Consider the following 620-nt stretch of genomic DNA (forward strand, 5'->3'; position numbering starts at 1 on the left):
AGATAATCCTGCCCCAAAAGGAACACCAGCAGCGCCGGAATCAGATAGAACACCGACACCGCGAAGAACATGCCCGGATCCCCTGTCACCACGTTGCCCAGATACACAGACAGCGGGTTGTCATAGATATTCTTAATGAAAACTACCGCCTGATCCACAATGTTCCAGTTATCCGCAAACAGCAGCACCACCAGCGCCGCCACCACTGAGCTGAGGTTGGGCCGCACCACATACCAATACGTGCGCCAGGCCCCCGCCCCGTCCAGGGCCGCGGCCTCCATGCACTCCTTGGGGAAGTTCTTGAGCTGCTGGCGAATGAGGAACACCCCCAGCGGATGGAACAGCGCGGGTAAAAGTATGGCCAAGTAAGACTCCCGGATGTTCAGCCACCCTGCCACAATGAAGTTTGGCACCAGCAGAATCTGGGTGGGCATGAGCATGACAATGATATACATAAAGAAAATAGCTTCTTTGTATTTCCATTGTATATTTTCCAGCCCATATGCAGCCAGGGGAGCCAGCACACACTGGCCCAAGAGCACTGGCAGCACCAGCAAAACCGAGTTCCAGAACATCCGCAGATACCCCGGGCTTTCCAGCAAAAGCTGCTGATACTGCTC

At 54.7% G+C, this 620-nt stretch carries 1 protein-coding gene; it reads right to left on the reverse strand.

Translation table 11 applies throughout. The features are described 5' to 3' along the window. Positions 1-620, reverse strand: a 620-nt coding sequence (locus D1841_RS20050) for a carbohydrate ABC transporter permease (protein WP_166554380.1), incomplete at both ends; no start/stop codon positions are given.

This window comes from Neglectibacter sp. X4, from assembly GCF_009917365.1.
In the GTDB taxonomy this organism is placed as follows: Bacteria; Bacillota; Clostridia; order Oscillospirales; family Acutalibacteraceae; genus Acutalibacter.